This is a genomic window from Methanocaldococcus vulcanius M7 (assembly GCF_000024625.1).
Taxonomy (GTDB): Archaea; AGJL01; Methanococci; order Methanococcales; family Methanocaldococcaceae; genus Methanocaldococcus; species Methanocaldococcus vulcanius.
This window is the reverse complement of record NC_013407.1, coordinates 578,839-593,473: the sequence shown is the minus strand read 5'-3', so window position 1 is coordinate 593,473 and position 14,635 is coordinate 578,839. Positions and strand designations below refer to the sequence as shown.

At 33.3% G+C, this 14,635-nt stretch carries 12 protein-coding genes and 1 CRISPR repeat array; of the genes, 4 read left to right on the top strand and 8 right to left on the bottom strand.

The genetic code is table 11. The annotated features are described in order from the left end of the window. The first annotated feature begins 46 nt into the window (after positions 1-46). Entirely contained in the window at positions 47-1,327 is a 1,281-nt protein-coding gene (gene thiC / locus METVU_RS03120; protein WP_015732719.1) for a phosphomethylpyrimidine synthase, read from the top strand. Positions 1,328-1,470: 143 nt separating this feature from the next. Beyond that, positions 1,471-2,625, top strand: coding sequence for an L-serine ammonia-lyase, iron-sulfur-dependent, subunit alpha (locus METVU_RS03115; protein ID WP_015732718.1), 1,155 nt, complete (start codon positions 1,471-1,473; stop codon positions 2,623-2,625). A 215-nt stretch (positions 2,626-2,840) separates the two neighbouring features. Beyond that, positions 2,841-3,271: direct repeats of the CRISPR family, unit length 30 nt; unit sequence GTTTCCATCACGATCCGTGCTGATTTTAAT. 607 nt (positions 3,272-3,878) lie between these two features. Here METVU_RS03115 and METVU_RS03110 read toward each other — a convergent pair. Further along, entirely contained in the window at positions 3,879-5,645 is a 1,767-nt protein-coding gene (locus METVU_RS03110; protein WP_015732717.1) for a ribosome biogenesis/translation initiation ATPase RLI, read from the bottom strand. Positions 5,646-5,736: 91 nt separating this feature from the next. After that, entirely contained in the window at positions 5,737-6,738 is a 1,002-nt protein-coding gene (gene leuB / locus METVU_RS03105; protein WP_015732716.1) for a bifunctional 3-isopropylmalate/3-methylmalate dehydrogenase, read from the bottom strand. 378 nt (positions 6,739-7,116) lie between these two features. Between leuB and METVU_RS03100 the strand changes: the two genes are divergently transcribed. Next, positions 7,117-8,310: an aspartate aminotransferase family protein gene (locus METVU_RS03100; RefSeq protein ID WP_015732715.1), complete on the top strand. Its 1,194-nt coding sequence runs from the start codon at positions 7,117-7,119 to the stop codon at positions 8,308-8,310. A gap of 51 nt (positions 8,311-8,361) precedes the next feature. On the opposite strand, the gene METVU_RS03095 is transcribed toward METVU_RS03100, so the two are convergent. After that, positions 8,362-8,595: a 4Fe-4S dicluster domain-containing protein gene (locus METVU_RS03095; protein ID WP_015732714.1), complete on the bottom strand. Its 234-nt coding sequence runs from the start codon at positions 8,593-8,595 to the stop codon at positions 8,362-8,364. 103 nt (positions 8,596-8,698) lie between these two features. Here METVU_RS03095 and ptr2 point away from each other — a divergent pair, with 103 nt between their 5' ends. Further along, on the top strand, positions 8,699-9,121 hold the full coding sequence (gene ptr2 / locus METVU_RS03090) for an HTH-type transcriptional regulator Ptr2 (RefSeq protein WP_015732713.1): 423 nt from the start codon (positions 8,699-8,701) through the stop codon (positions 9,119-9,121). 11 nt (positions 9,122-9,132) lie between these two features. Here ptr2 and METVU_RS03085 read toward each other — a convergent pair whose 3' ends face one another. From METVU_RS03085 to cooS, 5 genes are all read right to left on the bottom strand, one after another. Continuing rightward, positions 9,133-9,753 (bottom strand): N-glycosylase/DNA lyase, encoded by a 621-nt coding sequence (locus METVU_RS03085; RefSeq protein ID WP_048196757.1) that lies wholly within the window; start codon positions 9,751-9,753, stop codon positions 9,133-9,135. Positions 9,754-9,950: 197 nt separating this feature from the next. Then, entirely contained in the window at positions 9,951-10,736 is a 786-nt protein-coding gene (locus METVU_RS03080) for a Coenzyme F420 hydrogenase/dehydrogenase, beta subunit C-terminal domain (protein ID WP_048196755.1), read from the bottom strand. A gap of 104 nt (positions 10,737-10,840) precedes the next feature. Continuing rightward, positions 10,841-11,491 carry an NADH-quinone oxidoreductase subunit B family protein gene (locus tag METVU_RS03075; protein ID WP_015732710.1) on the bottom strand — a complete coding sequence of 217 codons (651 nt, stop codon included), beginning with the start codon at positions 11,489-11,491 and terminating at the stop codon, positions 10,841-10,843. Positions 11,492-11,590: 99 nt separating this feature from the next. Continuing rightward, positions 11,591-12,487, bottom strand: a complete 897-nt coding sequence (locus tag METVU_RS03070; RefSeq protein ID WP_015732709.1) for a nickel-dependent hydrogenase large subunit — start codon at positions 12,485-12,487, stop codon at positions 11,591-11,593. Between the two features lie 78 nt (positions 12,488-12,565). Continuing rightward, positions 12,566-14,440 carry an anaerobic carbon-monoxide dehydrogenase catalytic subunit gene (gene cooS, locus METVU_RS03065; RefSeq protein ID WP_048196754.1) on the bottom strand — a complete coding sequence of 625 codons (1,875 nt, stop codon included), beginning with the start codon at positions 14,438-14,440 and terminating at the stop codon, positions 12,566-12,568. Positions 14,441-14,635 lie beyond the last annotated feature (195 nt).

Below are 14,635 nucleotides of genomic sequence, written 5' to 3'. Positions count from 1 at the left end.
ATATAAACAAAATACAAATCAAGAGTAATTGTTTGTGGTGAGGATAATGACTCAAATGGACGATGCAAAAAAAGGAATCATTACAGAAGAAATGAAAACAATATCAAAAAAAGAAAAAATAGATCCTGAAAAACTTAGGAGATATATTGCTATGGGATACGTTGTTATTCCAAAAAATAAAAACAGAGATACAACACCTATCGGAATAGGCAAAGATCTAAAAACAAAAGTAAATGCAAATATTGGAACATCTCCTGATTGTGTAGATATTGAATTAGAGATAAAAAAAGCCAAAACCGCAGAGAAATACGGAGCAGATGCGATCATGGATCTAAGCACCGGCGGTAATTTAAAAAAAATTAGAGAAGCAATAATGAACGCAGTAAAAATACCAATTGGAACAGTTCCAATTTACGAAGTTGGAAAATTAGCAAGAGAAAAATATGGAAAAGTCGTGGATATGGATGAGGACTTAATATTTAACGTTATAGAAAAGCAGGCAAAAGAAGGAGTCGATTTTATGACACTACATTGTGGAATCACAAAACACTCTGTTGAAAGATTAAAAAAAAGTGGAAGGATAATGGGAGTTGTAAGTAGAGGAGGAGCGTTTTTGACTGCTTATATATTATATCACGGAGAAGAAAATCCATTATATAAAAACTTTGATTATCTTTTAGACATTCTTAAAGAACATGATGTAACCATAAGTTTAGGAGATGGAATGAGACCCGGTTGCTTGGCAGACAACACAGATAGAGCTCAAATTGAAGAACTCATCATCTTAGGAGAGTTAGTAGATAAGTGTAGAGAAAAAGGAGTCCAATGTATGGTAGAGGGGCCAGGACACATTCCAATAAACTACATCGAAACAAACATAAAATTGCAAAAAAGCTTATGTAAAAATGCTCCATTCTATGTTTTGGGACCGATAGTTACGGATATAGCTCCTGGGTATGATCATATAACCTCCGCCATTGGAGGAGCATTAGCTGGTTATTACGGAGCTGACTTTCTCTGCTACGTAACTCCAAGCGAACATTTACGACTGCCAAATATTGATGATGTAAAAGAAGGAGTTATAGCCACCAAAATAGCTGCACAAGCTGCGGATGTAGCAAAAGGTAATAAACTTGCTTGGAAGAAAGAGATAGAAATGGCATATGCAAGGAAAAACCATGATTGGAAAAAACAGTTTGAATTGGCAATAGATAAAGAAAAAGCAAAAAAGATGAGGGATGAGATCCCATCAAAAGAAGAAAAAGCTTGCTCTATTTGTGGGGATTATTGTGCTTTGTTAATGGTTGAAGAGTTGGGAAAGAGATAACATTTCAATAAAACAACAAAATAAAAAATCATACAAAAATAAGCAAAATATGCTAAAAATACACTACCAATATAAAAAAGATAATAAAAAATAAAAAATACTAATTAATATGTGCCCCAATTTTAAATATTCGGAGTGATAGAATGAAAGATGAGTTAATAACCCAGATTTTAAAAAATGAGATAGTTAAAGCACTCGGATGCACAGAAGTCGGTTTAATAGGACATACAGTTGCTAAGGCAAAGCCAAAAGATCCCTACTCAATAGAGAAAATCACACTAATTTTAGATAAAGGAACATTTAAAAATGCCTTCTCAGTTGGTGTTCCAAATACAGGTAAATTTGGAATAATCCCTGCCGTTGTTGGTGGATTGCTCGGAAAAAAAGAAAATGGCTTAGAGGTTTTTAAAGACATTAAATATGACGAAAATTTAGAGGATTATATTAAAAACAGATTAAAAATAGAAGTAATCGACTCAGACGTATACTGTAAAGCAATTATAAAAGCAGATAAAATCTATGAATCTGAAACAAAAGGTAGTCATTCTGGCAAATCCATATCATCTGAGTTAAAAAACACATACAAAACCCTAAAATTAAAAGATTTTATTGAGTATATAGAAGATATTCCCGAGGATATTGTTAATATTATTAAGCAAACCATAGAGGTTAATAAAAACCTATCAACTCCTGAACTCCCAAAGGACTTTATGAAGTTAAACTTAAAAGACGATATTTTAAACCATATGATTAAAAAAACAACGTCCGCAGTTTATAATAGAATGATCGGCATGAATAAACCAGCCATGGCTATTGCAGGAAGCGGAAACATGGGTCTAACTGCCACACTACCAATAATCGCCTATGATGAAATAACAGAAAACGACAAAGAGAAACTAATTAAAGCACTAACATTATCAGCACTAACTACCATATATTCAGCTTACCACTCCTCTTATATCTCTGCAATGTGTGGATGTGTAAACAGAGGAGGAATTGGAGCAGTTTCTGGATTATCATACTATATCTTTGGAGAAAATAGAATAGAAGAAAGTATAAAAAGTTTTACTGCCAATCTTCCAGGAATTGTATGTGATGGTGGAAAAATCGGATGTGCTTTAAAAATTGCCTCAGGTGTTTTCTCTATCTACCTTTCTCTATTCTCAAACGTTCCATACAACAACGGAATTGTTGGAAAAAATTTCGAAGAATGTATAAAAAATATAGGAAAAATCGCAAACGCAATGAGCCCAGTAGACGATGTGATAATCGAAATTCTCAAAAACAAAAATCTATAATTTCGTTAAATGGAAAGAAGATTTTATCTTCCAATATTTCAAAACATCATCCCAATTTTAACCATTAAAGAAAAAACTTCAATGCAAATAACGCAATATTCCCCTCCTTTAAAGAGGTCTGAGTTCTATATGACTCTGCCCTATTGATATGCTAACGTTAATTGAGTTCTCTCTTTTAGAGTTGATCAACATCTAAAAAATGATTTTAATATCCTTTTTTTATCACGATCCGTGCTGATTTTAATTGCAGGTTAGAAGCAAAAGAAGCATTTCTAAAACAGTTTCCATCACGATCCGTGCTGATTTTAATTTTTTATATAATTTTTTATGTTTTTAAATAAATGATTGTTTCCATCACGATCCGTGCTGATTTTAATTAAAAGAGTTGTATGGTGAAGTAACAACAAGAATCAGTTTCCATCACGATCCGTGCTGATTTTAATAGAAGATCTCTCGAATAAATAAATATAATTATTTAGGTTTCCATCACGATCCGTGCTGATTTTAATACATCACACCCAAGGGGTCCCTCAATGAGGTTATCCTGGTTTCCATCACGATCCGTGCTGATTTTAATTATCCGCCTACTCCGAACCCGCCGTTGGTTGTGTGTCCGGTTTCCATCACGATCCGTGCTGATTTTAATAGGATAATTTTTTTTATTTTATTATTAATGTTTTTACTAATATTTATATTTTTCTACACTATAAAATTTCTACCCATAAATAACCCCTTTTCTTTATAAACCTTTTAACAAAACAATTCAAACTTCTATTTAAAAAATAACAATAAATAAAACATAAAAACATAAAATATAATTAATCAACCATGGATTTCTAAAAACAACTACAAACAATTAAAAACTCTAAAAAAACTCCATAATCAAACACATCTAAATATACAAAATAATAAAACAAACCACCCATTCGAAACCAACTAAAAACAAATAAAAAACAGAAACCTCAACTAAAAACCTAAAAATCAAAAAAACAGAAACAAACAACAAGATAAATAAAAAATAGATAGTCATTCATCAACATAATGGGGAAGTATCCACAACCATAGGGCTCCGCCCTATTAGGATACCCGGATGCATCATCTCGCTTCGCTCGATGATGCCTCTTAGTTATTCATCAACATAATAGTATTCTCCTTTCTCCTTCGTACCCATAGGACTCTATCCCATTCCGAACAGTTCCTTTGGCAACTTCATTTTCTTATTTGGGGGAGAGGGGGCGTAGCCCCCTCTATGGTTATTCATCAACGTAATAATATTCTCCTTTCTCCTTCTGCATAATATCTCTTTGGCTTCCTTCTTTATTGGCTCTTGGTCTTCCTGTTTCTGGATCTCTTCTAAATGTAATTTGCATTTCTTTTAAGAATTTATTGGCTCCTTCTCTTTTATTCATCGGACTACTTCCTATACCAAACTTTCCGGGCTCTCCGCTGAACACAATAAATCTATCTGAGATATAGTCCTGGAATAAAATATCATGATCAACAACAAACATCCCTGCCTCTTTTTCATCTGCTATTCTTCTTATAACTTTTGAAACCATTAATCTCTGCTCAACATCTAAGAATGCTGATGGCTCATCCAGCAAATAAATATCTGCATCCCTACTCAAACATGCAGCGATAGCTACTCTCTGCAACTCTCCTCCGGAGAGATCTTTAACATTCATATCTAAAATTCTTTCTAACTGTAAAGGATTAATTATTTCTGATTTGTAGTAGGAAGTGTGAATATTGGTTATTGAACTCAATAAATCCTCAACAGTTCCATCATAATCTGGAGAAATATACTGTGGCTTATATGAGACCTTTATATCTCCTTCCTTAATAACTTCTCCTTCATCTGGTTTAATTACTCCTGCCAATAACTTAACAAATGTTGTTTTTCCAATACCGTTAGGCCCTAAAATACCAATAACTTCTCCTTTGTAAATGGTTCCTCCACTAACCTCTAATTTAAAGTCCCCAAGTGTCTTTTTCATCTGTAAATAGCTCAACAAAATTGGTCTGTTTTTAAAGTCAATTACCGCCCTCTTCTCAAATATAATGGGCTCTTTTCTAAATTTTATATTTTCTTCTCTCAACTCTCCGTAAAGATATTCATTAATTCCCACTCTAACACTCTTAGGCATTGAAACAATACCGTAGGCAGAAGGAACTCCATACATAATGTGAATATAATCAGATAGGTAATCCAAAACAATTAAATCATGTTCAACTACAACAACTTTATTCAAATCCCTAATTAATCTCGCAGCATTAAATCTCTGCCTAATATCTAACCATGAAGATGGCTCATCAAAGAAATAAATATCTCCATTCCTCAAATATGCCGCGGCAATAGCAACTCTCTGCAACTCTCCACCCGATAACTGGCTTAACTCTCTATCTAAAATATTTTTTAACTCCAATTTTTCAACAACCTCATCAAACTTGCCCTTTTCATCAACTTTCTTTAATAGATCTCCAACCTTTCCCTTAACAACCTTTGGTAATATATCAACATACTGAACTTTATGGATGGCTTTTACTCCTTTATTTTTTAATTTTTCAAAGTAATCCTGCAATTCAGTCCCTCTAAAGTATTTTATGACATCATCATAATTTGGCTCTTTATCATGCTTACCTAAATTAGGAATTAATTCCCCAGCTAAAATTCTTAAAACAGTGGATTTACCAATCCCATTCTGCCCTATAACTCCAACAACGCCCTCTCTTGGAATAACCAAACCAAATAGCTTAAATCTATTCTGCCCATAGGAATGAACTATCTTATCCTCACTCAACTCTTCAGGCAATCCAATAATTGATATTGCCTTAAATGGACATCTCTTAACACATATTCCACAACCAGAACATAAAACCTCTGATATTACTGGCTTTCCTGTGTTTTCATCAATCTCTATTGTCTTTTCTCCCATTCTAACTCCGGGGCAGTATTTCATGCATTCCATAGAGCATTTCTTTGGCTGGCATCTATCATAATCAATGATAGCCAATCTCATAAAATCACCTCCTAATAAATAAAAACCTAATTTTATTTTAAATTTTTAAAATAAAAGAATAGAAAAGTTTTCTAAAGAAAAATAGTTTAATTTATTCTCCTCTTACTCTCTTAGCAACTTCCTCAGCCATTTCAAAGGTATTTAAATTACCTCCTAAGTCAGGTGTTGTTAAACCTAATGATAAAACTTCTTCCAAGGCATTTTCAACTTTATCTGCTGATTCATACTCCCCTAAATATCTAAGCATTAAAACAGCGCTTAATATTGTAGCTGTTGGATTAGCTATCTTTTTTCCAGCAATATCTGGAGCTGAACCATGAACTGGCTCAAACAATCCATGCTCATCTCCTATATTTGCTGAAGGAGCTAAACCTAAACCACCAACAGTTCCCGCAGCCCCATCTGAAAGAATATCTCCAAATAAGTTAGAAGTAACTACAACATCAAATACTTGCGGTTTTGTTATAATATACATGTTCATTGCATCTATGTAATAATCTTCTGCCTTTATATCGTTGTATTCCTCAGCAACTTTATAAAATATCTTTTTAAATAATCCATCAGTTAATTTTAAGACATTTGCTTTGTGGGCACATGTAACCTTCCCTTCTTTGCCCATCTTCTTTCTCTCCTCTGCCAAATTAAAAGCAAATCTAAATATCCTCTCGCATGCTTTTTCTGTTATAACTCTTGTAGCTATTGTAATTCCTTCATCAATCTCTGCCTCTATTCCTTTATAAAGCCCTTCTGTATTTTCCCTAACTATAACGTAATCAATATCAGGTCTTAGGCATTTGACTCCTTTGTATGCTTTAACTGGTCTAACATTGGCGTAGGTATCTAATATCTGCCTCAATTTAACGATTACATCAGCAGCTGTCTCTCCTGCAGCTCCAAATAACACTGCCTCACAATCTAAGGCAGTTTCTATCGTTTCTTCTGGCAATGCCTTACCAGTTTTTTTATAAACTTCATCTCCTGCCTCAGCATAGACAAACTCAAACGGCAAGCCAGTTGCCTCTAAAACCTGTATTGTTGCTGGAACTACTTCTTTTCCTATTCCATCTCCTTCAATAACACATATCTTATGCATGGTATCACCAAAAGATTTTATAAATTTTTATTTTTTATATTCTTATTTATGATCATCAACAGCAAAGTATAATAAACCGCATATTAAATAAAAATGTTTTTGATTAGGTAATCAAAGGACTATAAGATAATAGCCCTATGATATTTCATTAATATTTCAAATGTAAATTAAGTAAAAAAACTATTAATCTAAAAATTAAAAGTTTATTAAGAAGGAATAAGAACGAATGATAATGCAAGTATAGAACAAAACACTAACAAACCATAACAAAACAATAAAAATTGTATAAAATTTGGATATACATCATTACCTTGAAACTAAATTAAAAACTAAAATGAGATTGAAATTATTTAACATTAAATAAAAATTGGTGATTAAATGAGCGAAAATTGGATTGACTTAGAGAAAAAATACCATCTCCAAATTTATGGAAGGTTGCCAGTTGTTTTAGTTGAAGGTAAAGGAATGGAGGTCTATGATATTGATGGAAAGAAATATCTTGATTTCTTGGCTGGCATTGGAGTAAATAATGTAGGGCATTGCCATCCTAAGGTTGTTGAAGCGATAAAAAAGCAGGCAGAGACGTTAATTCATACATCAAACATCTATTACACAATTCCTCAAATAAAACTTGCTAAAAAGTTGGTTGAGTTGAGTGGTTTAGATAAGGCGTTTTTCTGCAACAGTGGAGCTGAGGCAAATGAAGGAGCTATAAAGTTTGCAAGGAAGTATGTATCAAAGGTTTTGGGAAGAGATGGAGGAGAGATAATCAGTATGTATAACGCATTTCACGGAAGAACTTTAACAACATTAGCCGCTACACCAAAACCAAAGTATCAAGAGGGCTTTTATCCTTTACCAGAAGGATTTAAATATGTTCCATTCAACGATATAGAGGCATTGAAAGAAGCAATAACAAACAAAACCTCTGCTATAATGATTGAGCCAGTTCAAGGAGAGGGGGGTATTCATATAGCAGATAGAGATTATTTAAAGGCAGTTAGAGATCTGTGTGATGATAAAAATATCATCTTAATCTTTGATGAAGTGCAGTGTGGAATGGGAAGAACTGGAAGGATGTTTGCTTTTGAGCATTATGGTGTTGAACCAGATATTTTAACATTGGCAAAAGCCCTTGGAGGAGGAGTTCCAATAGGAGCAGTGCTTTTAAAAGAAGAGATAGCAAAGGCATTAAGTTATGGAGATCATGGAACAACCTTTGGAGGAAATCCATTGGCTTGTTCTGCTGCATTGGCATCAGTTGAGGTTATAGAGGAGTTAATTAAAGATAACAGAGTTATAGAGAAAGGAAAATACTTTATTCGAAAACTCGAAAACCTTGTGGAGAGATACAACTTCATAAAAGATGTTAGGGGCTTAGGATTAATGATTGGGGCAGAACTTGAATTTAATGGGGCAGATATAGTTAAAAAAATGCTTGAAAAAGGATTTTTAATCAACTGCACTTCTGACACAGTTTTGAGATTTTTACCTCCGCTTATTGTGGAGAAAGAGCATATAGATGCTTTAATTGATGCATTAGATAATGTTCTTGCTGAGATAAAAGAATAATTAATAATATTTACTTTTTTATTCTTTTTTATTTTATATTTTATTCATTTCTTATTTCATCCTTTTTTCTTCTTTTCTTTTTTTTGGTTTAACTACTTTAATTAAAATTGCTTTTGTCGGGCATCTACCGGCACAAAATTTACAGTTGTGGCAGTATTCAACATCATAAGCATAATATTTTCCATCTTCATCTTTTTTCCATATAAGTGGAGCTTTTGGACAGACATCATAGCATCTTCCGCATCCGATACACTTGTTTCTATCAACGATTATCTCAACCGCCATTCTCTTCCCCCAAAATTTTTATATATTTTAACGAAATAAATACTAACTCGCATATTTTTTGGTTATGTTTTATATTATTAATTATACGAAATTCGGTGAAAATATGGATGAAAAGGACTTAAAAATTATCGAAATTCTTATGAAAGATGGAAGAAGATCATACACAGATATTGCAAGAGAATTGGGCACAAGTGAGAGTTCTATAAGAAAGAGAGTAAAAAAATTAGAAGAGGAAGGAGTTATTAAGGGCTATACTGCAATAATTGATCCTTCAAAGATTGGATATAATGTCGTTGCCTTGACTGGATTTGACACAGAGCCGGATAAATTCTTAAATGTCGCTAAGGAACTCTGCAAATTTGAGGAAGTTAAAAAAGTATTTACCTCAACAGGAGACCACATGATCATGACTGAAATCTGGGCTAAGGATGGAAAAGAGTTCTCTGACTTAATATTTAATAAAATCGGCAAAATTGAAGGAATAAAAAAGATTTGTCCAGCAATTATTTTAGAGCAAATGAAATAAACTTATTGTATTTATTTTAAAACCTTCCCTGTCCTTAAATACCAAATATATAAATCCAATTCAGAGAGCTTTAAATCCACTTTCTCTCCAATATCTCTCAATATATTTTCTATTTCTAAATATTTTTTCCTGCTCAACGTCTTTGGAATCTCATCAATGTAGTTGTTTTCGTAAAGTTCTCTCAAAATATGCCTATCAATTATAGCAACATCGTCATAACCAACATTTCTTAAAAAGTGGCTTGCCTCCTTATATCCAATCCCTTTTATGTTTCTTACCAAAAACTCCCTCGCTACTTTCTCATCTTCAAAACTCTTAACAATATCTTTAATATTTTTAAATCTTCTTGCTAAAACTATAAATTCAGCTCTCTTTCTGTAAAATCTATGCCCTAATTTTTTTAATTTTTCTTCTAACTCCTCTTTTGATAGTGTCAAAAATCCATCTCCTATTTCTCTCTGAATCCTTATTCCCCCCTCAGCTGTAAAATTAGCTGTCAAAATGCAAAAACACAACTCCTTAAACCACTCTTCATTAGATTTATTTTTAAATGACTTGAATTCTTGTATTCTCTTATCAATAACATCTTTGATTTCAGAGTTTTTCAATTCCTCAATCTTTTTAATCAGCATATTTATCACCATCAATCTTATAAAAAACTTACAAAAAAGAAATTTCATAATTTTTTATTTTTTATTGATTAATTTTATTAATTTATTGAAACAACTTAAAATTACATTAATTATATTCTTTAAAATTATATCTCAAAAAAATAGAAAAATAAAATAACAAAGATCTAACAGATAAAAAGCATCATATTTTAAATATTTTAAAAGAGGGCTGGGCATACAGCAAAGTATGCAGAGCATTTGTTAATCTCTTCATTTTTCTTTTTAATGTCCTCCAATTTTTCAACTGCTTTAATATCTACCTCTTCCTTAATCTCAATCAGCCCCTTATCAACCATATCATTTATTATCTCTTCAGCCATCTTGTTTCTTACAATTACTGTATTCCAGCCGTCTTCACTTCCAACACTTCCAACTGATACATCGGCATATTTAGCTGAAAAGTCAGTGCAGACCCTACATCCTAAGTTGCAGAGTTTTTCAATCTCCTTTATTGGAATTTCATAAACAACTTTTTCAGTTTTTGCAAATCCTTCTCTTTTTAATGTTTCAACAACAAACTTACCTTTTGTAATGTTCATTTTATACACTTCATCAATATTTACTCCAAATCTCTCTTTTATAATGCTCTTTATTGTATCATAGTAGAAGTTTTTAGTGCAGAATAAACCAACCTTTAAAGTCAAATCAAACTGCAATCCTCCCAATATATGGCAAGGCAAGCCAACTAAACCAACTTTATCGTAGTTTTCTGTTGCATACTCTAACAACTTGTTATTTGGAGAGATAGAGTATTTACTCTTTGGAGATTCTAACAACTCAACTGTGTTTGTTGCTAAATAAGCAATTGGTTTCCAATTTTTACTTTTAACAACCACAACTGCATCTAATATTTCTCTCTCCAAGCAGTAGCCCAAAAATGTCGTGGTAAATCCTCCATCTTGGGATTCGATGTTTAATTTTGATTTTGCTGAAAGGTATTTCATACATCTCACCTCGAAACTTTTAATAACCATAGGGCTCCGCCCTATTGGTATACCCGGGATGCATTGCCTCGCTTCGCTCGGCAATGCCTCTTAAAATTTTAAATTTATGGTAATGATGCCTCTCTTACTCTTATACAGTTGAAGAAACAAGTTCCGCATTTGATACACTTACTTATATTGACTTTTGGTTTTTCATCTATTGTTAGAGCGTTTGCTGGACATTTAGCTACACAAGTCCCACAACCAGTGCAGAACTCATCATTTATTGGTTTATCATCACATCCTAAACAGAGTTCTTTATTTGAAGTTAGTAAAACATCATTAACTTTCATATATGCCTCAATAATTGGCTTTCCAGCAATAACTTCATAAGGTTTCAATATTAAGTATGAATCAACAACGTTTTTGTCTTTTTCAATAACTGCCTTAACTACTCTCTCAACTTCCTTCTCATCAGGAGGACAGCCGATTATTGCATAATCTACCTTAACAACATCTCCAATCCTAACGAATCTCTGTGGAAAGCCGTTTTCTAAACCAATAAGCATTCTTTGGAAACCACCACTTACAGCACAGCTACCCACTGCTATCAATATTTTTGAGTTTTCTCTAATTTCCATTATTTTTTCTACTTCTTTTTCATCATCTAAATTTACAGCCCCTCCAACCAGTGCAATGCCCTTTTCTTTTAATTTGTCATAATACTTCTTTTCAATGTTTTTGATAATCTTGCCACAAGAACCGCATCCGGTCATAGAAATCACCTTCAACCTTTTTAGTAAAAGCTTGATCAAAACGTGTCCATTAAGTTAAAGGGCTTTCAGCCCCATACATTTTCATAGTTATTAATTAGATTATAGATAGTAGCATCTTTCACAAAGTTGGATGATTCTTTTTGCTTCTTCTTCATTTGTATTATCCAAAACTGCTTTGTTAAAGTTCTCACTTGTTAATATTGTATAGTCCAAAATCTCCCTTCCGAGTAATTCAACTTTGTGATAAACAATTCCTTCCCCTCCTTCTATAACTACCTCTCCAACTGCCTTTCCATCCTTTATAATTGGCTCCATATATGGCTGTGTTAATTTTAACTTGTTTAAAAGTTCTATAATCTTATTTAGGCAAACTTCAATCTCAATCATTCTTGCAGATAACACATCCCACAAGTTTTTTGAATTTATTAAGCCCTCCTTATACATTCTTGCCAAAGACCCACTATAAACTACCTTTCCATCATAAAAAGATGTTTTTGGCAAGCCGTTTATCTCTACCTTATTAACATCAAAGTTATATGCCTCAATTAACTCAACATCTGGCAATGGAATCTTTGCCTTTCTCTCATCAACCAATTTAACAAAGTCCTTATCAACTAAGTTTAATCCCTCTTTTGCTAAATTAATTAATTTTTCTTTTCTTTTGTCGCTTATATTTTCTAAAACCCCTCCAACAGTCAAATATTTTGCCTTCTTTCCCAAAACTGATTTTATTTTGCTTCCAATATCTGCCAACTCATCTGTATTTTTAAATTCTCTCAACTTAATTGCATCTACCTCAACAATCTCTCCCAATCGTGCAATCTCTCTCAAATACTGCCCCTCATTTGGAACTGTTATATTGTGAGCTTTCTCAACAGCCATAACTCCTGCCAATGCATGGGAGATTTCATTTAAACAGCATAACCTTGACATTGCTGGGGGAATAAAATCAATATCTCTCCCCATCATTGAGGTCTCAAATCCCCTAATTCTCATAATTCCACCTTTTAAAATGTTTTAATTTAAAGTTAATTTAAAGAATGTTTAAAGATTAAAGATTTAAAAAAGATTCAATTAGATTCCAAGTTTTTTCCTCTTCTCCATAATTGTTTTTTCCAATAAATCAGCTGCTTTGTATGGATTTGGTTCTGGAATTAATTTACCTCCCGTTAAGCCCTCAACTGCCTCAGTTAAAACCTTTGTCACCAACTCACTGCCAGTAACGAATGGAACTGGTGAAACATGGACAGTAAAGCCCATATCAACTGCATAGGTTGCATCTGCCAATGCCTGCTCTTCTAACCACTGTGGTGCTGAGGCAGCGACAGGCAGATCAGGAATATCAACTCCTAACTCTTCAGCGATTGCAACTGCAACCTGCTCAATTCTCGCAATACTTAAACATGCTCCAAAGTTTAAGACAGGTGGAATTCCTAAACTCTTACAAACCTCTTTTAAGTTCTCTCCAGCTAACTCAGCACTTGCAGGATCAAAGAGACCAGCGTGTTTCAATGGGCTATTTACACAACCTCCTGCTAAGACCAAAATATCTCTTTTTATGAGTTCTTTTGTTAATGTAACAATTATGTTATCATGTCCTCCACTTGCCAAGTTTGAACATCCAACGACTCCAACAACCCCTTTGATTTTACCACTTGCAATCAATTCAATTAACGGCTTGACACTTCCTCCTAAGAACTCAACTAATGATTCTTCTCCAACTCCAACAACTGATTTAACTTTCTCATCGTAGTAATCTTTTTGCATTCCTTTTCTCTCTTTAAATGCCTCAATTGCTTTCTTAATAATCTCTCTTGCCTTTTCTTTTGCATCTTCTGGTTTCCACTCTATAAACTCTGCTCCTTCAACATAAGCCACATCATCAATACAGATTAATTTTGTCTTTGTCTTTTCAGCAACAAACTTCAATCCATGGAATGTGCAGTTAAATTCTGAGACAACGGCATCAATTAATCCAGTTGCAACTAATGGCTCTGTTGTGAAGTTGTTTGCTATATAACCAACGAAACTCTCTGGTAAGTGAGCAATTCTTGTCTCCATATCCTGACCGTTACATGTAGCTCCAATGATTTTAATCTCATCAGCTCCTGCCTCTTTTGCCATTTTTATTAAGTCCTCTTCCATCGCTACCTCACATAATGGCTGAATTAATGCATGTTGATGCCCTGTTATCATAATATTTACGTTGTTTGGCTTAACTGAGCTAAACCCATTCTCAACTACTGTAATCTTTGGTGATCCAAATAAGATGTCATTTAGCCAACAAGTCATTAAAAGCCCTGTAAAGCCAGCATGTAATCCTAATCTAAGGCAGTGAACCAATAAATCCATTGGATTGCTGTTTAAGTTTGTTGAGGTTTTTGTTAATGCATCGACAATCTCTCCCTTAGCTCCTCCTGGAAGAATATCTAATTTTTTAAATACCTCCAATCTCTTCTCTGGACAGAGTTTTGGGACTAATTCACTCTTCTCCCATCTTGGTTTGTACATATCATCTAATACAAACTCTGCTACTTCAACAGCTAACTGCTTAGCGTCTTTATTTGCATCAAATCCAAGTTTTTTCGCTAAAAACTTTAATTTTTTCTCATTTCTTATTTCATAGCTTCCTTCTCCTTTTCCAGCTGATAATAAAGCTCTTGCAGCGTTTTCAGCACAGTGAACATAACATGATGTTCCAGCAGCAACTGCTCTACAGAGGTTTCTTGCTACAATAACATCTGCTGTTGCTCCACAAACACCGTAAGGAGTTTTTTCTGTTATTCTACAGGGTCCGTTAGCACATAATATACAGTAAACACCCTTTAACCCATAAGGACACTTTGGGAATTGGTTTGGAAATCTTGTGTGTGGTGTCTCAATGCCTTTCAACTTTGCCTTTTCAACCATCTCTCTAACTTCTGGGATATTGGCAATGCAGTTTTTCATACCTATCACCATGATGTTTTATTATGTTATTTTATTATTTTTTTGAACACATTTTTTTCGATAATCATTAATATAGGAACGAATAAATAACTTTAACGGTTTGGAAATCGTCTTAATAAAATTTAGAAAAAACGATATTCACATCATATTTGCTAATTTAATTTAATGAGTAAATAGATATTCAATAAATATATA